This is a genomic window from Salinispora fenicalii (genome assembly GCF_000514815.1).
Classification (GTDB): Bacteria; Actinomycetota; Actinomycetes; order Mycobacteriales; family Micromonosporaceae; genus Micromonospora; species Micromonospora fenicalii.
Map to the genome: position 1 here is coordinate 20,349 of NZ_AZWQ01000026.1, position 23,405 is coordinate 43,753.

A 23,405-nucleotide genomic window follows, 5' to 3' on the forward strand; every position below is an offset into this window, starting at 1 on the left:
ACCGGACGATCCGCCGGCGCTTGCACCTGTGGGCCAAGGCCGGCCTGGGCGAACGACTGCACGAACTGGCCCTGGACGCCTATGACCCGGATGATCGGCCTGGACCTGGCCGACGTCAGCGCCGACGGCGCCATCACCAAGGCACCCTGCGGCGGTGATCGGGCCAGCCGTTCCCCGGTCGACCGCGGCAAGGGCGGCATCCGACCACAACGCGGCGATCATCGACTTCTACCTGTACCCGACCGCCGCGATCGTCACGATCCGTCAACTCGTCCAACGAGCCCGCACCCTCTACCGCTGGAACACCCGACCGACAACCCGCCGACTCAAACGACGCCTGTTGCCGGTCGCTCTGAGCCCAATATTTTTGACATGGTCCGGCTCGGGAGTGAGACTCACATGATCGTTCACTTTGCCGGGAAGAGTCCACAGGGGGGACCATTGTCCAGCAAGAGATTCCGGGGGGCCGGTGTCGCGTTCGTCCTGACGTTCGGTCTGCTGGCGGGCTGCAGCGCCGGGGAGGGCGTCGAGGTCGACGGGGGACAGGCCGGCGCCGGTGGGGTGCTCACCGCCGTGATCAGCGGGGAGCCGGATCAGCTGGACCCGCACCAAACCTCGGCCTACCCCAGCTTCCAGGTGCTCGAGAATGTCTACGACACGCTCGTCGAGCCGGACGCGAACCTGGTGATGAAGCCTTCCCTGGCGACCGAGTGGGACACCAGCGATGATCAACTGACCTGGACGTTCACCCTCCGTGAGGAGGTGACTTTCAGCGACGGATCCCCGCTCACCGCCGAGGACGTGGTCTATTCGTACAACCGGATCATCGACGAGGAGCTGAACGCCGCGTACCGGTTCGCCACGGTCGAGTCAGTGACGGCCCCGGATCCGGGCACTGTCGTCGTGCAACTGACCGCACCCACCCCGAACCTGCTCGCCAGCCTCGGTGGCTTCAAGGGGATGGCGATCGTCAAGAAGTCCAACGTGGAATCAGGTGCGGTGAAGACGGAGCCGATCGGTAGCGGCCCGTTCGCCGTCTCCTCCTACAGCGCCGGGGACAGCATCAAGCTGGTGCGCAACGACAACTACTGGGGCACGAAGCCCAAACTGGACGGGGTGACCTTCACTTTCGTGCAGGACCCGACGGTGGCGCTGCAGAACCTGCGTAGCGGCGAGGTGCAGTGGACCGACAACCTGCCGCCGCAGCAGGTGTCGGCGCTTCATGAGGACAACGACCTCGTCGTGCGTTCCGCGGCGTCGAGCGACTACTGGTATCTGGCTCTCAACCAGGCTCGCAAGCCCTACGACGATGTCAACGTGCGCCGGGCGGTCGCCTTCGCGCTCGACCGGGCGGCGATCACCAAGGCCGCCAAGTTCGGGCTGGCGACGGTCAACCAGACCGCCATTCCGAAGGACAGCACCTACTACTACGACTACGCGCCGTACCAGCAGGACCTGGCGCAGGCGAAGCAGCTGCTGGCCGAGGCCGGCGGGACCGACTTGACCATGGATCTGATGGTCACCAACGAGTACCCGGAGACCGTGACCGCGGCACAGGTTATCGCGGCTCAGCTCAAGGAGATCGGCATCGCCGTCAAGATCCGCACGTTGGACTTCGCCCAGTGGCTCGACGAACAGGGCAAGGGGAACTTCGACTCGTTCATGCTCGGGTGGCTGGGCAACATCGACCCCGACGAGTTCTACTACGCCCAGCACCACAGTGACGGCACCTTCAACTTCCACGGGTACCGCAACCCGGCCGTGGACAACCTGCTCGACCAGGCCCGGACCGAGACCGACCAGGCCGCGCGGAAGCAGCAGTACGAGCAGGCGGCCAAGCAGATCGTCGACGATGCCAGCTACCTCTACCTCTACAACCCGGATGTGGTGCAGGGCTGGTCGCCGCAGGTCAGCGGTTACGAGGTCCGCGCCGACCGGGCGATCCGGTTCCGCGACGTCGCTCTTGCTCAGTGAGGTGGCGGAACCTTGCTGGTGATGCTCGGTGAGTTTACGGGTCGCTCCAGGTGACCCGCTTCATCCTGCGTCGGCTGCTCCAGTCCGGCATCGTCCTGCTCGGCGTGACGTTGGTGGTGTTCCTGCTGCTGCAACTCGTCCCCGGCGATCCGGTGCGGGTGGCGCTCGGCACCCGCTTCGACCCCGAGACGTACGAGGCGCTGCGTTCGCGGGCCGGGCTGGACCAGCCGCTGCCGGTGCAGTACGCCAGCTACGTCGGGCAGGCGTTGACCGGCGATCTCGGAGTCAGCTTCCGCAGCGGTCGGCCGGTGACCGAGATCGTGCTGGAGCGGTTGCCCGCGACGCTTTCCCTGGCGATCACCGCGGTCGTCTTCGCGCTCCTGGTCGCCTTCCCGCTGGGGGTGCTCTCAGCCCTGCGTAGCGGCTCGGTGTTCGATCACGCCGCGCGGGTGTTCAGCCAGTTCGGGGTCTCGGTACCGGACTTCTGGATGGGCATCATGGGCATCCTGCTCTTCGCGGGGGTGCTGGGTTGGTTTCCGCCCTCGGGTTACGTGGCCCTCACCGAGGATCCCGTCGGCTGGGCGTCGCACGTCTTTCTCCCGGCGGTCACGGTTGGCCTGGTCACCGCGTCGATCTTGACCAGGTTCATTCGATCCTCCGTGCTGGAGGTGCTCGCCGAGGACTACGTCCGGACCGCCGAGGCGAAGGGGCTGCCCACCCGCGTGGTGGTGGTGCGGCACGTCCTGCGGAACGCGCTGATCCCGGTGGTCACCGTCGTGGCGGTGCAGCTGGCCAGCCTGCTCGGCGGCGTGATCGTGATCGAGGTGCTCTTCGCCTGGCCCGGGGTGGGCCGGCTCACCTACGACGCGGTGCAGGCCCGGGACTACCCGGTGCTCCAGGGGGCGATCCTGCTCGTGGCGGCGTTGTTCCTGTTGGTCAACCTCCTGGTGGATCTTCTCTATGCCCGTCTCGATCCGAGGATTCGGGTGCGATGAGCGGAAACGGTGACTCGACGTCGCGCCGTGCCCTGGTGGCGCTGGGCCGCGACCCGTTGGCCGTGACCGGCGGTGTGGTGCTCGTATTGCTGGTCGTGGCGGGCCTGGCCGGGTCCTGGCTGGCGCCCGCCGGCATCAACGAGGTGGACGTTGACCGGATGCTTCAGCCGCCTAGTTGGGCGCATCCCTTCGGCACCGACGAACTCGGTCGAGACGTACTCAGCCGGGTCCTGGTCGCCGCCCGCGTCTCGCTTCAGGTCGGCGCGGTCAGTGTGGGGATCGCCCTGCTGGCGGGCGTGACGCTGGGGCTGTTCGCCGGCTACTACCAGGGGTGGCTGGACAACGTACTCATGCGTTGCATGGATGTGTTGTTCGCGTTCCCGGTCCTGCTGCTCGCGGTGGCCATCGTCGCGGTCCTGGGGCCGGGCCTGAGGACCGCGATGGTCGCGATCGGCGTGGTCTACACCCCGATCTTCGCCCGGGTAACCCGGGCGGGGGTGCTCTCCGTCCGCGAGCAGGTCTTCGTCCGGGCGGCAGTCGCCACCGGGGCATCGGATCTGCGCATCATGCGGCGGCATGTGTTGCCCAACATCGCGGCGCCGCTGATCGTCCAGACGTCGCTCTCGCTGGCCTTCGCGATCCTGTCCGAGGCGGCGCTCTCCTTTCTCGGGTTGGGGGTGCAGCCGCCCGAGCCGGCCTGGGGCCGGATGCTCTACGACGGGCGCGGATTCGTCACCGACGCATGGTGGCTGGGCTTCTTCCCCGGTGCCGCGATCTTCCTTACCGTCCTGGCGTTCAACCTGGTCGGAGACGCGCTCCGCGACGTGCTCGACCCTCGCCAGCTCACCGTCAGCGAGGCGAGGAGGAACGCCGGATGACCGATGAAGCCGTGCTCTCCGTCGCGGATCTGACCGTGACGATCGGTACCCGCCGGGGAGCGGCCCGCGCGGTCGCCGGCGTCGACTGGTCGGTCCGGGCGGGGCAGACGCTGGCCCTGGTCGGTGAGTCGGGCAGCGGCAAGAGCATGAGCGTGCTCGCCGCCACCGGGCTCGCCCCCCGCGCGGCCCGGGTCACCGGAGACGTTCGGCTGCTCGGTACCGATCTCGCCACGCTGTCGGCGGCACGTCGCCGGCGGATGCGGGGACGGCACGTCGGGTTCGTCTTTCAAGACCCGATGACCTCGCTGAACCCGGTGCTGACCGTGGGCCGCCAGATCGGCGAGGCCAGCGAGGCCCACCTCGGGCTGACCCGACGGGCAGCCCGGGCCCGCGCCATCGAGATGCTCGAACTCGTCGGCATCCCCTCCGCCGCCGAACGGGTGGACGCCTACCCGCACCAGCTCTCCGGCGGGATGCGCCAGCGCGCGGTGATCGCCATGGCCCTGGTCTGCGAGCCGGATCTGCTGATCGCCGACGAGCCCACCACCGCGCTCGATGTGACCACGCAGGCCCAGATCGTCGAGCTGGTCGCCGACCTGCAACGGCGCCTCGGCACCGCCGTCGTCTGGATCAGCCACGACCTCGGCGTCGTCGCCGGGCTCGCCGACACCGTGGCCGTCATGTACGGCGGTCGCATCGTCGAGCAGGGGGCGGTGGACGCGGTCTTCGCCGAACCCGCGCACCCGTACACCGCCGCGCTGCTCGCGGCGCGACCGGACCCGGACGCGAACGTCACCGAACTGGTCACCATCCCGGGTACGCCACCCAGCCCGCTGGAGCTTCCCGAGGGGTGCGCGTTCTGGCCCCGCTGCTCGGTCCGGGGGGACAGTCGCTGCGAGCGGGAGTTGCCGCCGTTGGTGCCGGTCGCGGCGGGGCACCAGGTGCGGACCTTCTATCCGCGGCAGCCGACTGGGGAGGACCGATGACCGGGAAGAGCGTGGCCACCGACGCGGTCGCGGAGCTGACCGACCTGGCGGTGCGGTTTCCGACCCCGGCGGGGGTGGTCCGGGCCGTGGACGGGGTGTCCCTGAAGGTACGCCGCGGCGAAACCCTCGGTCTCGTCGGTGAGTCCGGTAGCGGCAAGTCGACGACCGGGCTGGCGCTGCTGCGCCTGGTCGAGCCGACCGCCGGTACCGTCCAGGTAGCGGGGCAGGACGTGACCCGCTGGTCGCGGCGGCGGTTGCGCCGACTGCGCCGCCGCGTCGCCATGGTGTTCCAGGATCCGCAGGCCTCCCTCGATCCGCGGCACACCGTCGGGGCGAGTATCGCCGAGCCGCTGGCCGTGCACCGGCTCGCCGCCAGCGGCGCGGCCCGGCGGGACCGGGTAGCCGAACTGCTCGACCTGGTCGGCCTGCGGCGTGATCTCGCCGAACGGCACCCGCACGAGCTCTCCGGCGGCCAGCGGCAGCGGGTGGGCATCGCGCGGGCGCTCGCCGGTGAGCCGGACCTGATCGTCCTCGACGAACCGATCGCCTCCCTGGACCTGAGCGTGCAGGCGCAGATCATGAACCTGCTCCGCGGGCTGCAGCGAGAGCTCGGGCTGACCTACCTCTTCATTGCGCACGATCTCGCCGCCGTCGAGCACATGAGTGATCGGGTGGCCGTGATGTACCTCGGCCGGATCGTGGAGAGCGGTGCTCCGGCGCAGATCTGGCGGGAGCCCGCCCACCCCTACACCGCCGCCCTCCTGTCGGCGGTGCCGGTGGCCGACCCGCCGGTGCAGCGTAGTCGCCAGCGGATCATTCTGGCCGGTGATGTCCCGAGCCCGATCGACCCGCCGACCGGCTGCCGGTTTCGGACGCGGTGCCCGCAGGCCCGGCCCGACTGCGCCCAGACCGACCCGGTGCTGGTCGAGATCGGCACCGGGCACGAGGCGGCCTGCCTCTTCGCCGGCGAGGCGGTACGCGCGATGCGGGCAGAGCCCGTCAACGCCCCCTCGCCCTGACCGCCGCAGATCTAGCGGCGGTACACCTGAGCGATCCCCCGCTGGCCGAAACCTGACACCGGCCCGGCCCGGTCCGAGCCATGAGCTCCGGGAGCGACGGCGTCGAGCCGGTGGTTGCTGACTCGTCCACCACGAGATCGAGCTGTTTCGGGTGACACCGCGATCTCGTCGTCCACCGCGGCGGGATGCGCCACCCCCTCGGCCCCTCGGCGGGAGATCTCGGCGGTGAGGGAGGACCGGGACTGGGGTACGGAACCGGCGAGCTCAGGTTTACCTGAACCCGACTTGAGGTTGTAGAACGGCAAGGTGGCTCAACACACGATCACCAACCGCCCATCGTCCTCCTCCGACCACCGGCGACTGCCATACCGGTACTGGGTCGCCATCATCTATGTGCTGGGCCTGTTCGTGGAGATCATGGACACCACGATCGTCAACGTGGCGGTTCCCGCCCTGGCCGCCGAGTTCGGGACAACACCCAATCACACGCACTGGGCGGTGTTGGGCTACCTGCTGTCACTGGCCCTGTTCATACCCGCTTCGGGCTGGATCGGTGACCGCTTCGGCACCAAGCGCGTCTTCCTCGTCGCCCTCGCCCTCTTCACCGTGGCTTCGGCCCTGTGCGGTCTGGCCCAAACGCTGGACCAGCTCATCGCCTTCCGGATCCTGCAGGGCGTGGGCGGTGGCATGCTGACCCCGGTGGGCGGCGCCATGTTGTACCGGGCCTTCCCACAGTCGCAGCGTGCCAAGGCCGCCACTGCCGTGTTCGGCGTTGCCGTACTCGCTCCCGCCGTCGGCCCCGTGCTTGGCGGGTTGCTGGTCGACACGGCCTCATGGCGATGGATCTTCTACATCAACATTCCCCTCGGCATTCTCACCATGGCCCTGGCCGCCGCCGTGCTGGTGGAGCATCGTGAGCCCCACGCCCGCCGCTTCGACATCGCCGGGTTCGTGCTGGGGGGTGCGGCCCTCACCACGACGCTCTACGGACTGTCGCTCGGCCCGACGTTGGGATGGACCTCGCCCACCATCGTGGCCGCCCTGACCTGCGCACCGCTGCTGGCGGTCGCCTTCGTCATGGTCGAGCGCACCAGGTCCGAGCCCTTGGTGCACGTGGCGCTGTTCAGGGATCCAATGTTTCGTATCGGCAACATCGCCGGCGGGTTCCTCATCGGGGGTTACCTTGGCCTGATCTTCCTGCTGCCGTTGTTCCTTCAGGGGCCCCAGGGCCAATCCGCACTCCACAGCGGTCTGATCCTGCTACCCCAGTCGGTCGGAGCCCTCGTCTCGTCGCAGATCGCCGGCCGTTGGTGGTACCGCCACTACGGACCCCGCCCGCTCATGGTGTACGGGGCGCTTCTGGCCGCGGCCAGTGGCGTCGCCTTCCTGGCTGTCGGGGCCGATACCGACCCCCTGGTCACGGCCGCTCTACTGGGGCTACGGGGGCTGGCCATCGGACCGGTGTTCATCGCCCTCCAGACCGCCACCTACGCCACCATCAGCCCAGCCGCGACCGGGCAGGCCGTCGCCATCTACAACACCCAACGTCAGGTCAGTGCTGCGATCGGTATCGCCCTGGGGGCGGCATGGCTCACCGCCCGGACCCCGGAACGGGCCGAGGCCGCCGATACGGTGTCGGCCTTCCACGAGTCCTTCGTGCTGGTCAGCATTCTTCTACTTGTCGGCGCGTTGATTTCGGCCAGGATTAAGAACGCCAACGCTCAAGCCACCATGGATCCGGTCCCCGAACCACCTACCCGCCCCATCCGTCGTTGAGTTCGCCCGCCGGTCGCGTGGGCCCTGGCCGAGGCGCTGATCGCCTACCACGACCCGGGTGACAACGGGACCGGCTCGTACCGCGCCACCGGCCGCCTCGATACCCCGATCACGGGCTTCGGGTCCGACTCGCGGTACGAGCGCAGAGCGCGGTGTCGCTGATGCTCTACCTCGCCTAGTTCTTCGTCGAGGCGGGTGTGGACATGCCTACCACCGCCTCAGCCTCGACCTGGCCTGGCCTGGGTCAACAGGATCACCGTGGCAGGCGGCGTCTGCGGCCAGGTGGATCCGGTGCGCAGCTGCCACAGCATCCCGTCGCTTCGACGCCTTGCTCGTGACGGGCTTCCAGGCCCACCCGGCCCCGACGATTGCGGCGGCGATCTGGAGGAGCCCGGTGGTCAGGAGTACGGCCTCGGAACCGGCCCAGCCGATCAGGGCTCCGCCCGCCAGCAGCCCCAGGGAGATCCCTCCGGAGTGCAGTACTGTCTCTGCGGTGAAGGCTGCCCGGCGTTCGCTGCCGCCGGTCTGCTCGCTGATCAGAGCGTTCAAGGCGGCGATCCCCCACGGCATCGAGGCTCCGCCCACTGCGGCCACGGCTGCGACACCGGTCAGGCTCGGTGCCACCAGTGGCAAGGCGACGAACACGGCCCCGAGCACGACCCAGGAGAGCAGCATCGCCGTCATGCGCGGTAGACGGTCGATGACCACCGGCAGCAGCAGGGAGGCGGCCACGGATGCGGCCCCGTACCCGCTCATGCCCGCGGCGATGAGTGCGCCGGGCAGGTCGTGCTCGACCCCGAGTACGGCCAGGCCCAGGCTGAACCCGAACCAGCACACCCCGCCAACCCCAGCCATGAGCACGCCGGCCGCGATTTGCGGGCGGGAACGTAGCACCGCCAGAGCGGAGACCGGCCGTCCCGGCGTGGCTGCTCCCGGAGCGCCGCCCTGGCCTTCGTGGGGTGTCGTTCCGCGGGTGGGGACGGCCAGGAAGACGATCGCGGCCAGGGCGACCACGGCGGTCTCGCACCACAGCAGCGCGTCCGCGCCCAACATGGTCACGGCCCAGGCCCCGGCGGGTGGGGCGAAGATCATCGAGACCCGGTGGGCGAGGTCCTGCCAGGCCAACCACTTCGCTGGTCCGGTCCGGCCGCCACGGGCGACGTGTTCGTCGGCGAGGTCGGAGACCAGCGATCGTTCGGCGGGGCCCAGCAGCGCGCCCGCGACCCCGGTCACCAGGCCCGAGGCACACAGTGCGACCGCCCCGACCTGATCCACCAGGGAGGCCACGGGGACGATGGCGAGCCCGGCGGCGTTCACGCCTGCCACTACCGCCAGGGCTCTCCCACCGGTGAGGCGGTCCCGCAGCCCCTTGCCCCACCAGCCCACCGTCAGTAGGGGCAGCCCGGCCATCCCACCGACCAGCCCGGTGGTCCAGGCCTGCCCGGTCTCCTCTAGTGCGACCAGGGGCAGGGCGACGGCGGTCATCCTCGTCCCGACCCAGGTCACGAACGTGATCACGGTCAGTAGTAGCAGTCCTCTCCGCACGCACTGATCCTCAACCGCCCTTCTCTGACCGGGTAGAGATCTCTTCGTGTAGCCGGCTCATACGCTGGAGGCATGAGACCCAGCCTGAAAGTCGAGGACCTGGTGCTGGTCGAGGCCGTGTCCCGGCACGGATCGGTCGGAGCCGCGGCCAAGGAACTGCTGACCACCCAGCCCTCGGCCTCGCGTCGACTGGCCGCGCTGGAACGCCGCCTGGGAATCAGGTTGTTCGAGCGGGACACGACCGGGGCCCGCCCCACCCCGGCCGGGCGGGAGCTGGCCCGGCGAGCCGTACGCCTGCTGGCTGACCTCGACGCACTCCCCGCCCAACTCGCCGCTGCGATGCAGGCCCCGTCGTTGAGCTTGGGCACGATCCAGGCGCTGGCCCCGATCGTGTTCACCGTCGCCCGGATCGAACTCACCGGCGTGACGCTCCAGGCCGAGGTCGAGCACGGCCCCACCCTGATCGGCCGGGTCCACCAGGGCCTGCTGGACGCGGCGATCGTCACGATCGCAGACCAGGCCGTCCTGCCCCACGGACTCCAGGTCACCGGGCTCGGGGCCTCCCCGCTGGTCCTCGTCCTGCCCGCGGGCACCGCACCCCTGGCCCCCGGCAAGAAGGCGCTGGCGGGAAGGGAAGTGCTGTACTCCTCGATGGATCTGGCCGGCGAGCACCTGCACGCAGGGTTGACCGGGCTCGGCGCGCTCCCGCAGCCGGGCCCCACGATCGAGGCCACCCTGCGCATCGCCCGGCACCGCAAGATCCCGGCCGTGGTTCCCGTCCTCGCGGCCCGCTGGTGGGATGACCGCACCGACCGCCTGCTGCCCTCCCCGGTGCCGGGGAAGGTCGTGCTCTCGCTGGTGACCCGGCCCCCGCGACCATCTCACCTGGCGCGGGTGCTGCCTGCCCTGACCGTGCGGATCCTGGGCGTCGCGCAGGATGCACCGGACAGGCCCGAGCTGGGCGTGGCTCGCCGGTAACTGCGGCCCGGCAGCCGCTCGTCCCTGGCCTGCCGAGCAGGCGCACCGCCGGAGCGGCTACGACTGGGGTGTGGCCGCGTCGGATTGGCACCCGTCGGTGCAGGTCGGTGCCGGGTCGGCGGTGGCGCGGGTGGGCGGCGCGCAGTCGTCGCACTGGTCACCCCGCCACGCCGCGATCCCTTCCCGCACCGCGACGGCCGCGATGACGAGCGCGGCGATCGGGTCTGCCCAGGACCAGCCGAGCCCGGCGTTGAGGAGCAGGCCCACGAGGAGCACCGCGGAGAGGTACGTGCAGAGGGCGGTCTGGGTGGAGTCGGCCATGACGGTGGCCGAGCCGAGTTCCCGGCCGGTACGCCGCTTGGCGCGGACCAGGAGGGGCATGACGATCAGTGAGGCGACGGCGAGGCCGATGCCGACCGGGCTGGGGCTGGCGTCTCCGTCGCTGAGTAGCGCGCGCCCGGCGTCCACGGTGATCCAGGCGGCCAGGGCGAAGAACGAGACACCGATCAGTCGCAGCGCCAGCCGTTCCCGCTCCTCCGGCACCCGGGAGCGGAACTGCCAGATCACCACGGCCGCGCTGGACACCTCGACGAACGAGTCGAGGCCGAAGCCGATCAGCGCGGTGGAGGAGGCCGCCGCGCCGGCGGCGATCGCGACCAAGCCCTCCAGGAGGTTGTATCCGGCGGTGGCGTAGGCCAGCCAGAGGCTGCGGCGGGACAGGAGCGCGCGCCGCTGGGGGGTCAGGGTGGAGGTGGTCACGCGTCGTCTCCTCGAACCGTGGACGAGCCGTATGTCGGGCAGAGGGCGACTGCTTCGCCGGTGGCGGCGAGGAGCTGTTCCGCGGAGCGCAGCAGGGCGGGTAGCTCCGGTCGGGCCAGCGCGTAGAACGACTGGCGACCCTCGACCCGGAAGTCGATCAGTTGACAGTCCCGAAGGCAGGAGAGGTGTTTCGAGACGGTCGACTGCGCCAGTTGCAGCTCGCGGGTCAGGTCCACCACCCGGGCCTCACCGCGGGTGAGCCGGAGCAGGATGGCCAGCCGGGCTGGGTCGCCGAGGGAGCGGAACAGCGCGACAGCCGGCGCGAGGTCGGGGGAGCAATCAATCGCCACGAAGCGATGATAGCACCGCTGGTGCATCACTTTGTCGTGGCCGGGTCACGGGTCGCGGAGCTCTGGTCGGCACAGCGCGACCCGTGACTGGCGGTCAGCGGCAGGGGATCAGTCAACCGGATACTCGGTGAGATAGACCGGCGCGCCGACGCGGGTGGTGTCGGCCGCCGCGCCGACCCCGTTGACCACATGATCGATTGTGCCGGCGTTCAGGTTGACGGTCATCACGCGATGAAGCTGCACTCCGGGGCGGTCCGGCACCTCGAAGCCGTTCTCGGTGTGGATCGACGGGTTGTTCCGGTTGTACACGTACACCCCGCCGCCGTAGAGCGTGTGGTGCTGCACCCGGTCGTTGACCTTGTAGCCGGCCCAACCCTGCACCTCGCCCTTCATCCAGTCGGCCTGCGTAGGCGGGTCGTAGGGCAGCTCGTTCTGGTAGAGGATCGTGGTGCCGTGTTCGCCGTTCCACACCGTGTTGTGGCGCTGGAAGTGCTCGACGAAGAGGCCGGTGGCGGTAACTCGGTCGCCGTTGATGATCGCGCCGTACCGCCCGGTGTTGGTGCGCCAGCGGTCGGTGTCGCCCTTGACCCCCTCGGTGAAGTCCTCCACGCCGTGGTCGCCCCGCCACACCCAGGTGTGGTCGATCAACACGTCGTCGGCGTTGACCTCGAGCGCGGTGTGGGTGCGACCGATGTGGGGGCCACCGACCCGGAAGTACACGTCCGAGAGCGTGATCGGGTTCTGGGGGGTGCTGTGGTTGCGTCCGTGCCGTTTGCCGACCCGGAGCAGGACCGGCGACTCGTCGAGCCCCGCGTCGATGGTCACCCCGGCCACCACGACACCGGGTACGCCGGCGACGTTGAGCGGCGCGGCGCCGTCCACGGCGGTCAGCGTGGCGTGCCCCAGCCCGAGGACGACCGTGTCCGGCCGGCGGATCTCGATGCTGCGGGCGATGTCGTACCGGCCGGGGGTGAGCAGGAGATGCTTGCCCCGCGCCAGCTCCCGGTTGATCGTCCGTACCGAGTCGCCGGGGCGGGCGAGGTAGAAGTCGCGGATCGGAATGGTCCGGCCGGGGGTAAGGCCCGCCCCCCACGAGATGCCCCGGGTGTCGCGGCGAGCAGCCGGCACCCGTACCTGGTAACGGCCCTGATCGTCGACGAAGAGGTACGGCTTCTCCCGGCTCAACGGGGTGGTGTCGAGCGTCGTGTACGGCGGGTCGGGGAAGCTGTCGTCGGCTGGTGCGCCGTCAACGCCCGTGAAGACCTGGTTCCAGACGCCGTTGGACCAGCTGTCGATCTCGCTGTTGCGGGTCAGCCACTGCTGTTGCGAGCCGTTGACGACCTCGGGGAGCCGGGAGTCGGCGATGAACCCACCGCTGGCGTACTGCGGGCCGGCGGTGCAGTAGTCCATCAGGGAGAGGGTGCCGCCGCTGACGTCGAGGCGCCGCATCGACACGGCCTGCGACACCGCCCAGAAGTTCGCCGAGGAGCGGCAGTCGTCCTGCCCAGCGGGGTCAATGCGCAGTGCCAGGTTGGACAGGGTGCGCCAGAAGTTGACCAGCGCGAGGCAGTTGCTGGTCCCTTCGTCGTCGAGGCAGCGGTTGTAGACCTCGATCTTTCCGTTGACCTGGACGTCGGTGGGGGTGGCGCCGAGGCCGGAGACCTGGGTGTAGTAGCCGAGCTTCACCTGCAACGGCTGGTCAGCGCTGCCGTACGTGCCGGGCAGGAAGAGGTAGGCGTGCCGGTCCGTGCCCATCTCGGCGTCCACCTGCGCGGCGTGCCGCGCGTCCATGGCGGCCTGGATCTCGTCGATGGGCGTCTCCGGGCTGAAGATCGTCACGTTGGGGCCGAAGTCGGGAGCGCCGGACCGGGGTCCGCCGGCGGTGGCGGCGCCGGGGGCGGCGGCGGTGACGGCGACCATCAGCGCGAGGCTGAGCCCGAGGGCTCGGCGTACGTGTCGTCGTGGGTGGGGAAAGGTCATGCGTTCGTCCTCTCGTCACACGCTGGGAGAGCGCTCTCTCGGTGTTGCTGGGGACGGGCTGGACGGGGTGGGGGTTGACCCCGTTTCTACCGGGTGAGCAGGCCGGAGGGAAGGGGGTCGATGACCACCGGTTCACCCGGCGCAGGTGAACCGGCCTCACCCGAAGTGATGCGAACCTGCCGGATGACGGAGGGGGAGCCGATGACAACACCTGCGGCGAAGCTGATCGGCCGGCTCGAATCCGGCCGCCACCCGGACCTGCCCGAGACCACATCCGGCACGGTACGGCTGGACCTGCGCGAGGACGGCCGGACCGAACACTGGCACCTCACCATCGCCGACCAGCAGGTCCGGGTGGACCAGCGCGGCGGCGACGCGGACCTTGTGCTGCGGGCCGACCGCGCGGTCTTCGACCGGATCGCCAGCGGAGCGCTGCACCCCGCTGCCGCGCTGGGCCGCAACGACCTCACCGTGCACGGCGACATCCGGCTGTTCATGATGCTGCGCCGGCTCTTCCCCGGCCCGCCCGACGCGCGGCACCCCCGGGAGGCTGCCAACTCGGCACCGGCCACGGCCGGGGAAGCCGACTCCGGCCCGGCCGGGCGTGCCACCGGGAGTCAGCGGTGAGGCAGGAGCGGGTGCACGTGATGGCGGGCAACGCCTTCGCCATCAGCGACGCACAGGGGGACATGGAGGGTGATCCCACGGCTCCGATCGGCCTCTTCTCCTGGGACACCCGGTTCCTCGCGCACTGGGTGCTGCGGATCGACGGTGAACGGCTGCAGGCACTCTCTCGCGACGATGTGACGTACTTCGAGACGCGCTTCTTCCTCGTCCCCGGTACCGCCAGCCACTACGTTGACGCCGATGTCTCGGTGATTCGGCACCGGTCCCTCGACGACAGCTTCAACGAGCGACTGATCGTGCTGAACCACTCGCCCGAACCGGCCGAGCTGACCGTACGGATGGAGATCGGGGCCGACTTCGCCGACATCGCCGATGTCACCAAGCCCGGCTCCGTCCGGAACCGGCGGGTCGAGGTCATCCCCGACTCGCAACTACGGCAGCTTCGGCTGCGGTACCGGCGGGAACGCTTCGTCCGGGAGGCGGTGGTGACCAGCACCGAGCCCGTCGAGGTGGATGAGCATGGGATGACCTTCCGCGCTCGGATCGAGCCGCACGGGCAGTGGGAGACCGACCTGCACGTCGGCATGGCTGTTCAGGGTGAGGGTGACCGGGACATGCGGGCCGACCTGGCGACCCACCGGCTCCACGTGCACCGGGACATGCGCGAGGACCTGCGTCGGTGGTTGGACCGGGCGCCGACCCTCGTTACCGACAACAACTCGCTACAGGGGACGTACCAGCGGAGCCTGGTCGACCTCGCGGCGCTGCGCTACGAGCCGTTGTCCTCCCTGGAGCGAATGCCGGTGGGCGGTCTGCCCTGGGCGATGTCGCTCTACGGCCGCGACGCCCTGGTCACTTGCCTACAAACGTTGCCGTTCACTCCGGAGCTGGCGCCGGTGGTGCTGCGCCTGCTGGCGCTGCTGCAGGGTGGCCAACTCGACGACACCTACGAGGAGGAGCCGGGAAAGATCCTCGCCGAGCTGCGTTACGGCGAGGCCGCCGCCTTCGGTCACGAGCCGACCACGATGTACTACGGCGCCGCCGACACGACACCGCTGTTCGTGATCCTGCTCGACGAGTACGAGCGGTGGTCCGGCGACACCAACCTGGTGCGGGAACTACGCCACCCGGCTCGGCTGGCGCTGGACTGGATCGACGAGTACGGCGACTCGCTGGGCGACGGGTACGTGCGCTACCAGCGCCGGAACAGCCACCAGGGCCTGGTCAACCAGTGTTGGAAGGACTCGGCCGAGGCGATCACCGACCGGGACGGCCGGCAGCCGGCACCACCGAGGGCGACCTGTGAGGTGCAGGGCTACGCGTACGCCGCGAAGCTGCGGGGTGCCCGGCTCGCCCGCCAGGTGTGGGGCGACCCGGAGTACGGGGACCGGCTGGAGCGGGAGGCGGCTCAGCTGAAGCACCGGTTCAACACCGACTTCTGGCTGGCCGACCAGCAGTACTACGCCCTGGCGCTGGGCCCGGACGGTGAGCCCGTGGACGCGCTGACGTCCAACATCGGCCATTTGCTCTGGAGCGGCATCGTGCCGGCGGAGCGGGCCGGGGCGCTCGCCGAGCACCTTCTCGGTCCGGACCTCTTCTCCGGCTGGGGAGTTCGCACGTTGGCAGCCGGGCAGCGGGTGTACAACCCGGTCGGTTCCCACCTCGGCGCGGTCTGGCCCTGGGACAACGCCATCGTCGCCAGCGGCCTGCGCCGCTATCACTTCGACGCCGAGGCGGCCCGAATCGCCGACGGGATGTTCGCCATGGCGGCGCGGATCGGTGGCCCGGCGCCGGAGGTCATCGCGGGCTACCCGCGGACCCTGACGAAGTATCCGGTGCCGCTGCCGATCGCCGGCCACCCGCAGGCGTGGTCCTCCGGCGGACTCTTGATGCTGCTGGCAACCGTGTTGGGGCTCCGCCCCTGCGGCGATGACCTACTGGTGAGCCCGGCGTTGCCGGCGGGCCTCGGGCAAATCGAGCTGCTTGACATTCCGGGGAAGTGGGGCCATTCGGATGCCTATGGTCGGGATCGCGCCGACGGTGTGCCGACTCGCCGGCCCGGGCTGAGCTGAAGCGGTCGGGCGGGCCTACCTGGCCCGCCCGCGTCCGGGCTACCGTTGGGTCGCGAACTGGGCGATTTGGGTGGCCAGCGGGCTCGTTGCGGTACGTGCCCAGCTGAAGTGGTCGAGTCGGCTGCCGCCCGGCTCGGCCCGGTGACGCTCGCGGGTGATGGAAGCGCTGGTGAGCTTGGCGCAGAGGTGGTCGAGGGTCTCGTGCGGGGTGTACTGGTCGTTGTCCACGCTGACCGCCAGCACCGGCGTGCGGAGGTCGCGCAGCGCCGCCTCGGCGTCCACTCCGTCCAGCCGGGGAAAGCGGCCGGTACGTGCGGTGTAGGCCCAGTCCCGGACCACTCCGCGCGCCTGCCGGCCGCCGAAGCCCCAGCCCGGCCAGACCCCGAGCAGCCGGGTGGTGGCGGCGATCGTCTGGGTGAACGGGAGGACGCCGTAACCTCGCGCTCCCGGCGGATAGGTACGCCACCAGGGGAGCCCGACGGCGACCAGGGCCAGACCATCCACATCGTGCCCGGGGTTCAGTGCCAGGTGCAGCAGGGCCGTCTGGCCGCCCAGGGAGTGTCCGAGCAGGAGGGTACGCCGGCCGCTTCGGTGTTCCTTCAACGCCGCCAGCATCGCGCCGACATCGGTGGTCAGCTCCGCGTACCCGTAGCGGCAGCGGCGACTCGGGCGCGGTGTACTCGCTCCGGTGCCGCGGAGGTCGGCGACCGCGACGGCGAGCCCGGCGGCGCGGAGCGCGGTGGCGAACGGGCGGTAGTACCGGGCGGAGACGCCCATGGCGGGGAAGATTAGCACCAGTGGGGCATCGGCGGTCTCCGCCGGCTCCGGATAGATCTGTAGACCGAGGCGGGCTCCGTCGACTTCGACGAATTCTTGCTGGTAATCCAGATTCACCAGCTCAATCTACGGTTTGGAGCTACCGACAGGTAACCGATCGGTGAGTGTCGTCACGTCGAGCTGGGCCGGCTGGCGTAGGCACACTGGGAAACATTGACGCCTCGCGGATCCGTTCGATGCACGGACCCGCGAGGCGTCGGGGTGTGTGGGTAGGGGTCAGCTCACCGTGATCGTGCCATTCGGGGAGCGGACACAGGAGACCTCACGGGAGTTCGTGGTCGCAGCGCCGGTCAGGCACTGCCCGAGCGCCAGGTGGCCGGCGGCGTTCGGGTGCCACGACTCCTGGCAGGTCTGGAAGTAGTCCACGCAGGTGTTGGCGATCCGGCTGATGTCGAGCTTGTTCGCCCCTTCGAGGCTGGTGACGTAGGTGCCGGAGGGGCCATCCATCAGGCGGACGGCGGTGGCGAGGGCCTGGTGCGGACCATCCGTCGTCTCACAGAGCCGGGCGCCATCGAAGGCCTGTTGCACGTTGAGCAGGACCACGTCGGCGTTGGGGAACTCGGCGGTGACGTCGGTGTGGACCTGGCTCACCATGCTGCCCAGCCCCTGCGAGAAGCGGTGGCCGGGGGCGAGGCTGGCGCGGTGGATCGGGCAGCCGGCCGCGTACCGTTCGCGGCCGAGGTCGCGGAACTTGTCCCGCGTGTCGTCGCGGTTGTCCTCGGTCCAGTAGGCCTGGGCCAACTCCTCCGGCAACGGGTTCGTGTAGTCCTGGAGGACAACCCGGTGCTCGCCGTCGGCGTCCACCTCGGCGAGCGTGCTGAGGACCTGCTGTACCGCGGCACTGGTCTCCGCGGTCGCCGCGGCGAGCTCCGCGGCGGTCGCCAGGTCGGCGTCGGAGCAGGGATCCTGTTCCACCGCCCAGGGCTCCGCCCAGAACTCCCACCAGCCGATCCAGGCGTCGGCGATGAACCGGTTCGCGCACTTCTCGGCCACCTCGCCGAAGGTGAACGAGCTGTTGTTCGAGCCGATGCCGACGAGGACCAGGTCGATATCGTGGGTTTGCGCCACCGCACGGAGCTGGTCGAGCTGGGCGGCGACCTGGCGTCCGTTCGCCCGGTCGGCGGAGGCGTTGGCGAAGTCGGCCGGCTGTCCGCCGGAGCAGGCGAGGTTGAACCGGTCGTCGATCCCGGGCAGATTGGCCCGGTGGAGTGAGGCGTTCGCCGAGCGGTGACAGAAGTAGGCCGCACTGTTCGGGGCGGACCATCCCGGGAAGGTGCTGGTCCCCCCATCGATGTCGACCACGGGAGCGTACGCCCCGGCGCCCTCTCCGCTGATGAAGCTGTCTCCGAGCGCTACCGCGGCGGTGGGTGGTGCCTCGGTCAGAGCGGCTGGTGGTGTCTCGGCCAGCGCCGGCGATGCGACTGTCACAGAGACTGTGGCCGTGGCGACGGCGATTGCCGCCGTCAGGACGGTACGACCCAATCTGGACATGTGATGATCACCCCTATCGAGATGTGAAAGATCCTCTGGATTTGATCAGAACACCCATCAATCGCAAGTGTCAATACTCACTAGTAACAAACCTCACGTCAGTGGGTTCGGCTAGCGGCGAGTGCTTCCCGCCCGTGGCGGGGGCGCCCCGACTGAGCGGGGCCGCTACCGGTCAGAGGCCACGGACGCGCTACAGATGCCGGGCGAGGTGTCGGCCCGCCCGGCGCCGGTGGGTGTCGGCTCCTGGGTAGCAGCGTCGGGGACGACTGTCGCCTGGGTCACGACCGGAATCGCCCGGCGGCCCGACCCGTTACTCCGGTTGTGGCCGGGCGAACGGGCCCGGCGGGGCCCGTCAGGGCCTACAGCTAGGCTCGCTGCGGCGTGCCGCATCGCCCAATACCTGTCGTGCGTGGCACCATACCCGCCGAGACCTGGGAGTACGACCAGTTGACCGCAGAGCCTGAGACCCTGTATGAGGCCGACGACCTCACGCATCTCGAGGGACTGGATGCTGTCCGTAAGCGTCCGGGGATGTACATCGGCTCGACGGACAGCCGTGGCGTGGGTCACCTCGTCAACGAGATCCTCGACAACTCCACCGATGAGGGTGTCGCCGGTCACGCGACCTCCATCGAGGTGACGCTGCACGCCGACGGGTCGGTGCAGGTGGACGACGACGGCCGCGGAATCCCCACCGACGTGCATGCGAAATCCGGAATATCGGGGGTCGAGCTGGTGCTCACCCGGCTGCACGCCGGCGGCAAGTTCGGCGGCTCCGGCTACAAGACCTCCGGCGGCCTGCATGGCGTCGGTGCTTCGGCGGTGAACGCCCTCTCCCGCCGGTTCGACGTGACGGTCCGTCGTGGTGGCAAGATCCACACGATGTCGTTCCGGCACGGTGTACCGGGTGCGTTCGACGGCGACGGGCCGCAGGCGCCCTTCACGGCCGGCCCGGGCCTGCAGGTGATCGGTGCGGCGAAGCGTCAGCAGCGCACCGGCACCTCAATCCGCTACTGGTACGACCCGCGCTACTTCGAGGTGGGCGCCACGCTGGACGCCGACGCCGTGCGGATGAAGCTGCGCAACACCGCCTTCCTGGTCCCCGGGGTCAGCTACTTGCTGCGAGACCACACCGGAGCGGAGCCGGTCGAGGAGCGGTTCCACTACCCCAACGGCCTAACCGACATGGTGGACTTCCTCACCCCGGCCGGCGACCGGCCGGTCTCCGGCACCCTGCTGGTCCGCGGCGAAGGGGCGTATCGGGAGAACGCCGCCGACGCCAACGGCGTGATGCAGGCCAACGTGCCGCGTCGCGCTGAGGTGGAGGTGGCCTTCCGGTGGGGCACCGGTTACGAGCGGACCGTGGAGTGCTTCACCAACACCATCCGCAATGCGCACGGCGGCACCCACCGCAAGGGCTTTGAGCGGGCTCTGACGCGGACCCTCGCCGAGGCCATCCGGAACACCCGTGGCCTGCTCAAGGCCAAGGAGGATCCGCCCACGCTGGACGACATCCTCGAGGGCCTGACCGCGGTCGTGCACGTGCGCGTCCCGGAGCCGCAGTTCACCTCCCAGACCAAGGATGAGCTCTCCACCGCCGGTATCACCAAGGTTCTTCAGCGCCTGGTCGAGCAGCACCTCAAGGCCTGGCTGGAGGAGCGCAAGTCCAAGACCGAGGCGCGGACGGTCCTTCAGAAGATCGCCGACGCTGCCCGGGTCCGGCTTACTCAGAAGCAGCAGAAGGAGGCGGCGCGGCGCAAGACCGCCCTGGAGGGCGCGTCGATGCCGGCGAAGCTGGTCGACTGCCGGTCCACCGGGGTGGAGCGCAGCGAGATGTTCATCGTCGAGGGGGACAGCGCCCTCGGCACGGCGCGGTTGGCCCGCTCGTCGGAGTACCAGGCGTTGTTACCGATCCGCGGCAAGATCCTCAACGTGCAGAAGGCGAGCCTTCAGCAGGTGCTGGACAACGCCGAGTGCGCCGCGATCGTGCAGGTGCTGGGGGCTGGGTCGGGGCGCACCTTCGACCTCTCCGCCGTGCGGTACGGCCGAGTTCTGATCATGGCCGACGCCGACGTGGACGGCGCGCACATCAGGACGCTGTTGATCACGCTCTTTGCCCGGTACATGCGACCGTTGATCGAGGCCGGCCGGCTGTATGCGGCGATGCCGCCCCTGCACAAGATCACCACAAAGGGGCGCAAGCCGCAGACCATCTACACCTACACCCAGGAGGAGATGGAGGCGACCGTCCGACGACTGGAGCAGGCGGGTAAGCAGATCGTCACTCCGATTCCGCGGTTCAAGGGTCTGGGCGAGATGAACGCCGACGAGTTGTGGGAAACCACGATGAACCCGGCTGGGCGGGCGGTCCGCCGGATCACGCTGGAAGACGCCGAAGAAGCTGAGCGGATCCTGGAACTGCTGATGGGGGAGAAGGTGGAGCCCCGCCGGAACTGGCTGATCGCCTCCGCCGACCGGGTTGACCGCGAGGCGATCGACGCATGAGACCCGGACCGGCCGCGGATCGCGCGGGCACCGGCACGAGCACGGAAACAGTCCGAGGGGAAAGCTGAGTAATGGCACGCCGCAAGGGCCCGAAGGTTGACCTGTCCGCGTTCGACCAAGCGGGGGCACGGGTTTTCGACAATCCGCTGGTCACCGAGGTCTCCGACTCCTACTTGGAGTACGCGTTCTCGGTCATTCACTCCCGCGCCCTGCCGGACGCCCGAGACGGGCTCAAGCCGGTGCACCGGCGCATCCTCTGGTCGATGTACGAGTCCGGCCACCGCCCGGACCGGGGGCACGTCAAGTCCGCTCGCGTGGTCGGCGACGTGATGGGCAAGTACCACCCCCACAGCGACGTGGCGATCTACGACGCGCTGGTCCGGCTGGCGCAGGGCTTCTCCCTCAACACCCCCCTCATCGATGGGCACGGCAACTTCGGTAGCCCCGACGACGGTCCGGCCGCCGCCCGCTACACCGAGGCCCGGATGTCGCGGGAGGCGATGCTGCTCGTCGGTGAGTTGGGCGAGGACACAGTCGACCTGGGGCCGAACTACGATGGTTCGTTGACCCAGCCCACCGTGCTGCCGGCCGCATTCCCGAACCTACTGGTCAACGGTGCCTCGGGGATTGCGGTCGGGATGGCGACCAACATGATCCCGCACAACCTGGGCGAGGTGGTCTCTGCTGCCCGCTGGTTGATCAACCACCCGGACGCCACGCTGGACAAGCTGATGGAGTTTGTTCCGGGGCCGGACCTGCCGACCGGTGGGCTGTTGCTCGGTCTGGACGAGGTACGGCGGGCATACGAGACCGGCCGCGGCGTGGTGCGGATGCGCGCCAAGGTGGAGATCGGCCCGATCGAGGGCAGCCGTGGCCGGCAGGCGATCACCGTCGTCGAGCTGCCCTACGGTATCGGCGCCGAGAAGGTCATCGCCGCCGTCACCAACGAGGTCACGAAGACCAAGCGGCTCACCGGGATCGCCGATGTCAAGGACCTGACCGACCGGGAAAACGGCACCCGACTGGTTATCGAGTGCAAGGTCGGGGTGAATCCGCAGGTACTCCTCGCCGATCTCTACCGGCTGACCCCGCTGGAGCAGTCGTTCGGTGTCAACAACCTGGTGCTGGTGGACGGGCAGCCGCAGACCCTGGGGCTGAAGGCCCTACTGGAGGTCTTCCTGGCCCACCGGTACGAGGTGGTGACCCGACGCAGCGCGTACCGGAAGCGTCGGCGGGAGGAGCGGCTGCACCTGGTGGACGGGCTGCTGGTCGCGCTGCTCGACATCGACCAGGTGGTAAAGCTGATCCGGGGCAGCGAGGACGCGCAGGCCGCGAAGGACGGTCTCATGCGGCGTTTCGGGCTCTCCGGGATCCAGGCGACCTACATTCTCGACACGCCGCTGCGCCGGCTCACCAAGTACGACCGGTTGGAACTGGAGGCCGAGCAGGAGAAGCTTCGCGGCGAAATCGCCGAGCTATCCCGGCTCCTGGACGACCCGAAGGTCCTGCGGAAGGTTGTCTCCAACGAACTGGCCGCGGTGGTGAAACAGTTCGCCGCGCCGCGCCGTACCACCCTGGTTGACGGGGATCTGAAGGAGGTGCTCGCCGCGTCCGTGCCGGCCGGCCCGCTGGAGGTCGCCGACGACCCCTGCCAGGTGATCCTCTCGTCAACCGGACTGGTCGCCCGGACCGCCGCCGAGTCGGAGGAGGCGGTCGAGGGACATCGCCGGCATGGTCGGGTCCGGCACGACGCAGTACGCGCCATCGCCCACTCCACGGCCCGCGGCAAAGTTCTGCTGGTCACCAGTGGCGGCCGAGCATTCAAGGTGGACGTGCTGCCGTTGCCGGTGCTACCTGAGCAGTCCGGCACGGTCTCCCTGCGCGGCGGGATGTCCGCGGCCGAGTTGGTGCCGCTGGCGTCAGGGGAGACGGTGGTGGGGATCGTACCGCTCGGTGCGTCTGCGGAAGGGTCGCCGGGGCTAGCTCTCGGCACCCGGCAGGGCATGGTGAAGGTCGCTGCGCCGGATTGGCCGGTGCGCGCCGACGAGTTCGAAGTGATCAGCCTCCGGGATGGGGACGAGGTGGTCGGGGCGACCTGGCTGACCGACGGAGCCGAGAGCCTCACCTTCGTCACCTCGGAGGCGTCGCTGCTGCGCTACTCGGCGGGGTTGGTCCGTCCACAGGGGTTGCGGGGCGGCGGGGTCGCCGGGGTCAGCCTCCCCGGTGACGCGCGAGTGGTCTACTTCGGTGCGGTCCGCACCGACGATCCCGCCCACGGCGAGCCGATGGTGGTCACCTCGACCGGCGCCACGGTGAAGGTGACACCGTTCGCGGCGTATCCGGCGAAGGGTCGGGCGACCAGCGGCGTACGCTCCCAGCGCTTCCTCAAGGGGGAGACCGAGGTGGCCGTCGCCTGGGTTGGTCCGCGTCCGGTCGGTGCAACAGCGAACGGTGAGCCGGTGGAACTGCCGGCAGCGGACCCGCGCCGCGACGGCAGCGGTTTCGCGGTGCTGCTCGGCCCTGCCGTGATCGGCCATCAGATCGACCGCGACTGACCTACCGTTGGCCGCCGGGGGCGGCCGGGGTACCGGAGCCCGATGGTACCTCGCGTCCCCCGGCAGGCCGCTGCCCTG

At 69.6% G+C, this 23,405-nt stretch carries 17 protein-coding genes and 1 pseudogene; 12 read left to right on the plus strand and 6 right to left on the minus strand.

Annotated elements, in window-relative coordinates:
- Window positions 1–5 precede the first annotated feature (5 nt).
- From B116_RS28300 to B116_RS0114565, 7 genes and pseudogenes are all read left to right on the plus strand, one after another.
- Window positions 6–328: pseudogene (locus B116_RS28300) on the plus strand (hypothetical protein); the annotation flags it as partial.
- A 113-nt stretch (window positions 329–441) separates the two neighbouring features.
- On the plus strand, window positions 442–1,974 hold the full coding sequence (locus tag B116_RS0114535; RefSeq protein WP_027660493.1) for an ABC transporter substrate-binding protein: 1,533 nt from the start codon (window positions 442–444) through the stop codon (window positions 1,972–1,974).
- A 50-nt stretch (window positions 1,975–2,024) separates the two neighbouring features.
- The gene (locus B116_RS0114540; protein ID WP_018723500.1) at window positions 2,025–2,969 is read left to right on the plus strand and encodes an ABC transporter permease; all 945 of its coding nucleotides are present in this window, start codon (window positions 2,025–2,027) and stop codon (window positions 2,967–2,969) included.
- Entirely contained in the window at window positions 2,966–3,847 is an 882-nt protein-coding gene (locus B116_RS0114545) for an ABC transporter permease (RefSeq protein ID WP_027660494.1), read from the plus strand. Before B116_RS0114540 ends, B116_RS0114545 begins: the two co-directional genes overlap by 4 nt.
- Window positions 3,844–4,833: an ABC transporter ATP-binding protein gene (locus tag B116_RS0114550; protein ID WP_027660495.1), complete on the plus strand. Its 990-nt coding sequence runs from the start codon at window positions 3,844–3,846 to the stop codon at window positions 4,831–4,833. The genes B116_RS0114545 and B116_RS0114550 overlap by 4 nt, the downstream gene beginning before the upstream one ends.
- Window positions 4,830–5,852 (plus strand): ABC transporter ATP-binding protein, encoded by a 1,023-nt coding sequence (locus B116_RS0114555; protein ID WP_027660496.1) that lies wholly within the window; start codon window positions 4,830–4,832, stop codon window positions 5,850–5,852. The genes B116_RS0114550 and B116_RS0114555 overlap by 4 nt, the downstream gene beginning before the upstream one ends.
- A 306-nt stretch (window positions 5,853–6,158) precedes the next feature.
- A complete protein-coding gene (locus B116_RS0114565) occupies window positions 6,159–7,628 on the plus strand; it encodes an MDR family MFS transporter (protein WP_027660498.1) in 1,470 nt (489 codons plus the stop codon).
- 207 nt (window positions 7,629–7,835) lie between these two features.
- On the opposite strand, the gene B116_RS25155 is transcribed toward B116_RS0114565, so the two are convergent.
- Window positions 7,836–9,173 (minus strand): MFS transporter, encoded by a 1,338-nt coding sequence (locus B116_RS25155; RefSeq protein WP_223874583.1) that lies wholly within the window; start codon window positions 9,171–9,173, stop codon window positions 7,836–7,838.
- Between the two features lie 72 nt (window positions 9,174–9,245).
- Between B116_RS25155 and B116_RS0114575 the strand changes: the two genes are divergently transcribed.
- Window positions 9,246–10,151: a LysR family transcriptional regulator gene (locus B116_RS0114575; RefSeq protein ID WP_027660499.1), complete on the plus strand. Its 906-nt coding sequence runs from the start codon at window positions 9,246–9,248 to the stop codon at window positions 10,149–10,151.
- A gap of 57 nt (window positions 10,152–10,208) precedes the next feature.
- On the opposite strand, the gene B116_RS0114580 is transcribed toward B116_RS0114575, so the two are convergent.
- The 3 genes from B116_RS0114580 to B116_RS0114590 form a co-directional block, all read right to left on the minus strand.
- Window positions 10,209–10,910 carry a cation transporter gene (locus tag B116_RS0114580; RefSeq protein WP_018723507.1) on the minus strand — a complete coding sequence of 234 codons (702 nt, stop codon included), beginning with the start codon at window positions 10,908–10,910 and terminating at the stop codon, window positions 10,209–10,211.
- A complete protein-coding gene (locus tag B116_RS0114585) occupies window positions 10,907–11,287 on the minus strand; it encodes an ArsR/SmtB family transcription factor (protein WP_188116030.1) in 381 nt (126 codons plus the stop codon). The genes B116_RS0114580 and B116_RS0114585 overlap by 4 nt, the downstream gene beginning before the upstream one ends.
- Window positions 11,288–11,368: 81 nt before the next feature.
- Window positions 11,369–13,240 (minus strand): hypothetical protein, encoded by a 1,872-nt coding sequence (locus B116_RS0114590; RefSeq protein WP_027660500.1) that lies wholly within the window; start codon window positions 13,238–13,240, stop codon window positions 11,369–11,371.
- Window positions 13,241–13,441: 201 nt separating this feature from the next.
- Between B116_RS0114590 and B116_RS0114595 the strand changes: the two genes are divergently transcribed.
- The gene (locus B116_RS0114595; protein WP_026321946.1) at window positions 13,442–13,867 is read left to right on the plus strand and encodes an SCP2 sterol-binding domain-containing protein; all 426 of its coding nucleotides are present in this window, start codon (window positions 13,442–13,444) and stop codon (window positions 13,865–13,867) included.
- Entirely contained in the window at window positions 13,864–15,939 is a 2,076-nt protein-coding gene (locus tag B116_RS0114600; RefSeq protein WP_027660501.1) for an amylo-alpha-1,6-glucosidase, read from the plus strand. The genes B116_RS0114595 and B116_RS0114600 overlap by 4 nt, the downstream gene beginning before the upstream one ends.
- 39 nt (window positions 15,940–15,978) lie before the next feature.
- On the opposite strand, the gene B116_RS0114605 is transcribed toward B116_RS0114600, so the two are convergent.
- Both B116_RS0114605 and B116_RS0114610 read right to left on the minus strand, forming a co-directional pair.
- Window positions 15,979–16,833, minus strand: a complete 855-nt coding sequence (locus B116_RS0114605; protein ID WP_027660502.1) for an alpha/beta hydrolase family protein — start codon at window positions 16,831–16,833, stop codon at window positions 15,979–15,981.
- Window positions 16,834–16,992: 159 nt separating this feature from the next.
- Window positions 16,993–18,267 (minus strand): SGNH/GDSL hydrolase family protein, encoded by a 1,275-nt coding sequence (locus B116_RS0114610; RefSeq protein WP_027660503.1) that lies wholly within the window; start codon window positions 18,265–18,267, stop codon window positions 16,993–16,995.
- Window positions 18,268–18,672: 405 nt separating this feature from the next.
- Between B116_RS0114610 and B116_RS0114615 the strand changes: the two genes are divergently transcribed.
- Complete coding sequence (locus tag B116_RS0114615; protein WP_027660504.1) at window positions 18,673–20,772, plus strand: DNA gyrase/topoisomerase IV subunit B; 2,100 nt, start codon at window positions 18,673–18,675, stop codon at window positions 20,770–20,772.
- 71 nt (window positions 20,773–20,843) lie between these two features.
- Window positions 20,844–23,327 carry a DNA gyrase/topoisomerase IV subunit A gene (locus tag B116_RS0114620; protein WP_027660505.1) on the plus strand — a complete coding sequence of 828 codons (2,484 nt, stop codon included), beginning with the start codon at window positions 20,844–20,846 and terminating at the stop codon, window positions 23,325–23,327.
- The last annotated feature ends 78 nt before the right edge of the window (window positions 23,328–23,405 follow it).